The organism is Paenibacillus sp. P4_E11 (genome assembly GCF_056401635.1).
Genome location: NZ_JBFUIX010000203.1, coordinates 1 through 5,033, shown reverse-complemented (window position 1 = coordinate 5,033; position 5,033 = coordinate 1). Strand labels below are relative to the sequence as shown.

Below are 5,033 nucleotides of genomic sequence, written 5' to 3'. Positions count from 1 at the left end.
GAAATCACGTAATCGTAGCGCTCCAAGGTTTCGGGATGGCAACACCGAGGCAGCTGTTCAAGTAGGGACTTTGATTGCGAAGCGCGCTAAGGAAGCAGGCGTCGAGAAAGTTGTATTTGACCGGGGTGGCTATTTGTACCACGGACGCATTCAAGCTTTGGCTGATGCAGCCCGTGAAGGTGGACTTCAATTCTAAGGAAAATTTCTCAATAAGGAGGTAAACGACTTGCGTGTAGATCCCAATACGTTAGAGCTGACTGAGAAAGTAGTCAACATCAATCGCGTTGCGAAAGTAGTAAAGGGTGGTCGTCGTTTTAGCTTCAGCGCTTTGGTTGTTGTTGGCGACGGCAACGGCTGGGTTGGTGCTGGTATCGGTAAAGCGGCAGAAGTGCCTGAGGCCATTCGCAAAGGTATCGAAGATGCCAAGAAGAATCTGATCCATGTACCGATTGTTGGAACATCCATTCCGCATCTGGTAACAGGGCAATTCGGAGCAGGACGCGTACTGTTGAAGCCCGCATCCAAAGGTACAGGCGTTATCGCAGGCGGCCCAGTTCGCGCGGTGCTTGAACTTGCAGGAGTAGGCGACATTCTGACGAAATCGCTTGGATCCTCCAACTCCATGAACATGGTGAATGCAACATTGGAAGGATTGCAACGTTTGAAAAAAGCGGAAGAAGTTGCGAAGCTTCGCGGCAAAACCGTTCAAGAGCTATTAGGTTAGGAGGGGAAAGACTATGTCTACACAATTGCAAATTACCCTCAAACGCAGTTTGATCGGACGTCCGGAAACGCAACGGGTGACGGTAAGAACACTTGGTTTGCGCAAGCTTCACCAAACCGTCGTTCACAACGATAGCCCCGCGATTCGCGGTATGGTCAATCAAGTGAGCCATCTCGTTGAAGTTAAAGAAGTGTAATCGATCGACTCGAACGAGTGTTAGCGGAATAGATCAGTTTAAGACTTACAAATCTTTTAAGGAGGTGCAACGATGAAGTTACATGAACTGAGCCCAGCACCAGGTTCCAAGAAGACTCGCATGCGGGTTGGTCGTGGAATCGGGAGCGGTAACGGTAAAACTTCAGGTCGCGGTCACAAAGGTCAAAATGCACGTTCTGGTGGCGGAGTTCGTCCAGGTTTTGAGGGCGGACAAAACCCATTGTATCGTCGTTTACCAAAACGTGGCTTTACGAATCGCAATCGCGTTGAGTACGCATTGGTCAATTTGCAAGAATTGAACCAATTCGCAGCGGGAACGGAAATCACTCCGGAATTCCTGATTGAGTCCGGACTTGTGAAGAATCCTAAAGACGGCATTAAGGTTTTAGGAACCGGCGAACTTACTGTACAACTGACAGTGAAGGCGAACAAGTTCTCTCAATCTGCGGTAGATAAGATTCAAGCTGCCGGCGGTAAATCCGAGGTGATTTGATGTTTAAAACATTGTCCAACATCATGAAAGTGAACGATCTTAGAAGAAGAATTATCTTCACGTTAGTTATTCTAATCGTTTACCGGATCGGCGCCTTTATCCCCGTGCCTAACATCGATAATGACATCTTAACCAGTATCGATCAAAGCAGCAGCGGTGGGGTGTTCAACCTAATGAACACCTTCTCGGGTGGAGCATTGTTCAAGTTCTCCATCTTCGCGATGGGGATTATGCCGTACATTACTTCATCGATCATTGTGCAGCTTCTGTCGATGGACGTTATTCCTAAGTTCACGATGTGGGCGAAGGAAGGCGAAGTTGGACGGAAGAAGCTGGCCCAAATTACGCGGTACGGTACGATAGTACTTGGACTTGTTCAAGGTTTCGGATTAGCATTCGGGTTTAACCGATTGTACAGTCTTGCCCTTGTGAAAGACCCAAGTTTTATAACATATGTATTAATCTCAATCGTTTTGACAGCTGGTACGGCATTCCTGATGTGGCTAGGTGAGCAAATCACGGAGCATGGCATCGGAAACGGCATATCGGTCATTATCTTCGCCGGTATCGTCGCCGCCTTACCGAGCGGGATTAACCAAATTTATCTGCGGTTATTCGTAGAAGGATCTGAAGGTGCCCTGTTCCTGAATATCCTGAAGGTCGTCATTATTGTGGTCGTAATACTTGCRATTATTGCCGGAGTTATCTTCGTGCAACAAGGTGTTCGCAAAATTCCGGTACAATATGCGAAACGGGTTGTAGGACGTAAGATGTATGGTGGCCAATCCACGCACATTCCGCTCAAAGTCAACGCGGCTGGTGTTATTCCTGTAATATTCGCCTTGTCGCTGTTGGTGTTTCCGCCGACGATTGCACAATTCTGGCGTGGGAACGCTGTTGCGGATTGGATTATCAACAATCTGACCTATACGGCCGCATTTGGGATGGTCCTTTATGTGCTGATGATTATCGGATTCACTTACTTCTACACATTTGTTCAGATCAATCCGGTACAGATGGCCGATCAGATGAAGAAGAACGGCGGATACATTCCGGGCATTCGCCCAGGGAAGATGACGTCCTCTTATCTTACAAGAGTGATGACACGCATTACCCTTTCGGGAGCGATCTTCCTGGCCGCGATTTCGATTCTTCCTGTGTTCTTCAGTAAACTTGCGGGCTTACCGCAATCTGTTACAATCGGGGGAACTTCCCTGCTGATCGTAATCGGGGTTGCACTCGAGACCATGAAGCAAATCGAAAGCCAACTGATCAAGCGCCACTATAAAGGATTCATTAATAAATAAGCGAATAGCATCTGATTCCTAGGTTCTGATGGTTGATTAACCATCACCGTCGGTTCCTACCATGCTGTTCGAACGCTTGACCAACGGAAGAGGGGGCGTACAAGTGAATCTTCTTTTCATGGGTCCTCCTGGGGCCGGCAAAGGCACGCAAGCAGAACGGATCGTTGAAGAATTCGGCATACCGCATATTTCGACAGGARATGCATTTCGTCTGGCGATGAGTCAGGGTACACCGCTTGGTGTGCAAGCGAAAGGTTTCGTTGATCAAGGTTTGCTGGTTCCGGACGAAATTACGAACGGCATTGTGAAGGAACGATTGCAAGGACCGGATTGCAGCAAAGGTTTTTTGCTCGACGGGTTTCCTAGAACGCTCTCGCAAGCAGAGGCGTTGGACGACATTCTGGCATCACTAGGCAAACAAATTGATCATGTCATTAATTTGATCGTGGATCGTGATTTGCTGCTTGGCCGATTAACCGGACGTCGTATTTGCAAGTCCTGCGGAGCAACTTACCATGTAATGTTCAACCCTCCGCAAGTCGAGAACGTATGTGATAAGTGCTCTGGTGACTTGTACCAACGTTCGGATGACAATGAGGAGAAGGTTGGCACACGGTTGGATGAATACAGCAACAAGACAGCTCCTTTACTCGATTACTATTCGAAAAAAGGACTGCTACGTGGAGTGAACGGTGAGCAAGATATCGATTTGGTCACATCCGACATTTCTTCCTTAGTGCGAGGTCAAGCGGAATGATCATATGTAAGTCCGAGGCTGAACTGAGTCTCATGCGGGAAGCCGGCAGAATCGTTGCGGACACGCATCGGCTGATGGCTCAAGCTGTAAGGCCAGGCGTGACGACCCGAGAACTGGATCAGATCGCAGAAGACTATATTCGCAGTCAGAAGGCCATCCCGTCTTTTAAAGGCTACAACGGTTTTCCTGGAAGCATCTGTGCTTCAGTCAACGAAGAGCTGGTACACGGCATTCCCGGGGACAGGAAACTGCTCGAGGGAGACATCATCAGCATTGATATCGGGGCCAAATACCAAGGGTATCATGGAGATTCTGCATGGACCTATCCGGTAGGCCAAGTGTCTGAGACAGCCCGCAAGCTGTTAGAGGCAACGGAGCGATCGCTGTATGAGGGTCTTGCGAAGGCAGGACCAGATATCCGATTGTTTACGATATCCCATGCCATTCAAAAGTCTGTCGAAGATCAAGGGTTTTCCATCGTTCGCGAGTATGTCGGACATGGAATCGGTCAAAACTTGCATGAAGAACCGCAAATTCCAAATTACGGGCTTCCCGATCGCGGACCGCGGTTGAAAGCTGGCATGGTGCTTGCGATTGAGCCGATGGTGAACGTCGGTGAGCGGTATGTCAAGACGTTGCAGGACAACTGGACGGTAGTAACTGTTGACGGTTCGTTATGCGCGCACTTTGAACATACGATTGCCATCACAGCTAATGGGTATGAGATTCTCACCCGAAGCGAGGGTAATGGACAATGACGATGGACGATACCACCAAGCGACCTGTGCTCGGTCAAGTAGCCAGAGTGCTGCGGGGGCGTGAGCAGGATCAGTATGCGATTGTGGTTCGGCTAGAAGATAGTCGGTTCGTATGGATTGCAGACGGAGACAAACGCAAATTCGACCAACCCAAGAAGAAGAATATCCTCCACCTACAGCTGTTGAATTATAGCAGCAGTGAGGTTGCTGACAGCTTAAACGAAACCGGTCGTGTTACCAACGGAAAGCTTCGTTATGCATTGAATAAGTTTGTTGAACTTCAACAATCCGATGCGCAGCAGAAAGGAGAATGACGGTGGCTAAAGAAGATGTAATTGAAGTGGAAGGCACTGTGATTGAGCCGCTACCGAATGCCATGTTCAAAGTTGAACTTGAGAACGGGCATAGAGTGCTGGCGCATGTATCGGGTAAAATTCGGATGCACTTTATCCGGATCCTGCCAGGTGATAAAGTTACGGTAGAACTGTCTCCTTACGATCTAACAAGAGGACGGATCACCTACCGTTTCAAATAAGTTTTAGTTGTAATGTATCACGGGGCCCCCGAAAAGTAGTCGGAATAAGCTCCGAAGCGAAACATCACTTTTTGGGGTGAATTAGGAGGTAATAACCATGAAGGTAAGACCGTCGGTCAAACCGATTTGTGAAAAATGCAAAGTCATTCGACGCAAAGGCGCTGTAATGGTCATTTGCGAAAATCCGAAGCATAAACAAAAACAAGGATAAGGAGGTGCATCGAATCAATGGCTCGTATAGCT

General features: G+C 48.3%; 10 protein-coding genes. All 10 read left to right on the top strand.

The genetic code is table 11. From position 1 onward, the window contains the following. On the top strand, nt 1–196 hold a 196-nt coding region (locus AC1DWB_RS31210), incomplete at its 5' end, for a 50S ribosomal protein L18 (RefSeq protein ID WP_477544988.1). Between the two features lie 30 nt (nt 197–226). Then, nucleotides 227–724, top strand: a complete 498-nt coding sequence (rpsE, locus tag AC1DWB_RS31205) for a 30S ribosomal protein S5 (protein WP_477544987.1) — start codon at nt 227–229, stop codon at nt 722–724. A 13-nt stretch (nt 725–737) separates the two neighbouring features. After that, nucleotides 738–920: a 50S ribosomal protein L30 gene (gene rpmD / locus AC1DWB_RS31200; protein ID WP_477544986.1), complete on the top strand. Its 183-nt coding sequence runs from the start codon at nt 738–740 to the stop codon at nt 918–920. 72 nt (nt 921–992) lie between these two features. Beyond that, nucleotides 993–1,433, top strand: a complete 441-nt coding sequence (rplO, locus tag AC1DWB_RS31195) for a 50S ribosomal protein L15 (protein WP_477544985.1) — start codon at nt 993–995, stop codon at nt 1,431–1,433. Next, nucleotides 1,433–2,740, top strand: coding sequence for a preprotein translocase subunit SecY (secY, locus tag AC1DWB_RS31190; RefSeq protein WP_477544984.1), 1,308 nt, complete (start codon nt 1,433–1,435; stop codon nt 2,738–2,740). The genes rplO and secY overlap by 1 nt, the downstream gene beginning before the upstream one ends. Nucleotides 2,741–2,843: 103 nt before the next feature. Beyond that, entirely contained in the window at nt 2,844–3,497 is a 654-nt protein-coding gene (locus tag AC1DWB_RS31185) for an adenylate kinase (RefSeq protein WP_477544983.1), read from the top strand. Continuing rightward, the gene (gene map, locus AC1DWB_RS31180) at nt 3,494–4,255 is read left to right on the top strand and encodes a type I methionyl aminopeptidase (RefSeq protein ID WP_477544982.1); all 762 of its coding nucleotides are present in this window, start codon (nt 3,494–3,496) and stop codon (nt 4,253–4,255) included. The genes AC1DWB_RS31185 and map overlap by 4 nt, the downstream gene beginning before the upstream one ends. A gap of 2 nt (nt 4,256–4,257) precedes the next feature. Beyond that, nucleotides 4,258–4,569, top strand: a complete 312-nt coding sequence (locus tag AC1DWB_RS31175) for a hypothetical protein (RefSeq protein ID WP_477544989.1) — start codon at nt 4,258–4,260, stop codon at nt 4,567–4,569. A 2-nt stretch (nt 4,570–4,571) separates the two neighbouring features. Further along, the gene (infA, locus tag AC1DWB_RS31170; RefSeq protein ID WP_477544981.1) at nt 4,572–4,790 is read left to right on the top strand and encodes a translation initiation factor IF-1; all 219 of its coding nucleotides are present in this window, start codon (nt 4,572–4,574) and stop codon (nt 4,788–4,790) included. A gap of 97 nt (nt 4,791–4,887) precedes the next feature. Further along, the gene (rpmJ, locus tag AC1DWB_RS31165; RefSeq protein WP_022738894.1) at nt 4,888–5,001 is read left to right on the top strand and encodes a 50S ribosomal protein L36; all 114 of its coding nucleotides are present in this window, start codon (nt 4,888–4,890) and stop codon (nt 4,999–5,001) included. Nucleotides 5,002–5,033 lie beyond the last annotated feature (32 nt).

Coding starts and splice junctions, on each gene's coding strand:
- rpmJ (WP_022738894.1), top strand. CDS start 4,888: ATGAAGGTAAGACCGTCGGTCAAACCGATTTGTGAAAAATGCAAAGTC.
- AC1DWB_RS31175 (WP_477544989.1), top strand. CDS start 4,258: ATGGACGATACCACCAAGCGACCTGTGCTCGGTCAAGTAGCCAGAGTG.
- map (WP_477544982.1), top strand. CDS start 3,494: ATGATCATATGTAAGTCCGAGGCTGAACTGAGTCTCATGCGGGAAGCC.
- rpmD (WP_477544986.1), top strand. CDS start 738: ATGTCTACACAATTGCAAATTACCCTCAAACGCAGTTTGATCGGACGT.
- rplO (WP_477544985.1), top strand. CDS start 993: ATGAAGTTACATGAACTGAGCCCAGCACCAGGTTCCAAGAAGACTCGC.